The sequence below is a fragment of the Pseudomonas sp. LM13 genome (assembly GCF_041381355.1).
GTDB lineage: Bacteria > Pseudomonadota > Gammaproteobacteria > Pseudomonadales > Pseudomonadaceae > Stutzerimonas > Stutzerimonas frequens.
In genome coordinates this window covers 1-970 of sequence record NZ_JACBXH010000124.1, presented here as the reverse complement: position 1 = coordinate 970, position 970 = coordinate 1, and the positions used below count along the sequence as shown (strand labels likewise).

Annotated in this window: 1 protein-coding gene and 1 pseudogene; both read right to left on the bottom strand. The window is 62.8% G+C overall.

The genetic code is table 11. From position 1 onward, the window contains the following. Nucleotides 1–771 (bottom strand): IS21-like element ISPst3 family helper ATPase IstB (istB, locus tag HZR81_RS23640; protein ID WP_487219745.1); only part of this gene is annotated, 771 nt, incomplete at its 3' end. Then, nucleotides 764–970 (bottom strand): annotated as a pseudogene (locus tag HZR81_RS23635) (IS21 family transposase); the annotation flags it as partial. The pseudogene HZR81_RS23635 and the gene istB, both read right to left, overlap by 8 nt.

Genomic DNA, 970 nt, shown 5'->3' with positions numbered 1-970 from the left:
GCCCTTACGCTTTCGCTCCCGTGATTTGATCTTGGCCTGGGCCGCCAAGCTACTGTGTTGCAGGCGATAGGACTCGTTACCGGTTTCGACGATGTGGCAGTGGTGGGTCAGCCGATCCAGCAGGGCGGTGGTCATCTTGGCGTCGCCGAACACGCTCGACCATTCGGCGAAGCTCAGGTTGGTGGTGATCACCACGCTGGTGTGTTCGTACAGCTTGGACAGCAGGTGAAACAGCAACGCACCGCCAGCCTGGCTGAACGGCAGATAACCCAGTTCGTCGAGGATGACCAGATCCATGCGCAGCAGTGCCTGGGCGATCCGCCCGGCTTTGCCGTCGTGTTTTTCGCGCTCCAGCAGATTGACCAGATCGACCGTGGAGTAGAAGCGCACGCGCTTACCGTGCCGGGTGATGCCGGACACGGCCAGCGCGGTGGCTAGGTGGGTTTTACCGGTGCCTGGCCCACCGATCAGCACCACGTTCTGCGCGGTGTCGGTAAAGCTCAGGTTGGCCAGCTCGCTGATCAAGCGAGCGTCGGCGCTGGAGGCGCTGAAGTCGAAGCCGGCCAGATCGCGGTGCATCGGCAGCTTGGCCATGTTCATCTGGTGGCTCACCGAGCGCATGGCGCGATCTGTGTGCTCTTGTTCCAGCAGGTGTTCGAGCAGCCACTTGGACGAGGCTGTGTTCGACTCACCCTGAGCAGTTAACTCCGCCCAGGCCGTGGCCATGCCGTGCAGGCGCAGCTCCTTGAGTTCCGCCATCAAATCACGCATGACCGACCTCCTCGGCCTGGCCACGCAGGCGGTCGTAGCGCGCCGTGTTAGCGACGGGGGCTTCCTTGAGCGACAAGTGGGGTTCGACGCTGGGTGGTGGTTCGGATGCTGTCAGCCGTGCCACGACATTGAGGATGTGTTCGGCGCTCAGGCTGCCGCTCTCCAGTACCAGCTCAACGGCTACCAGCACGGCATCGAG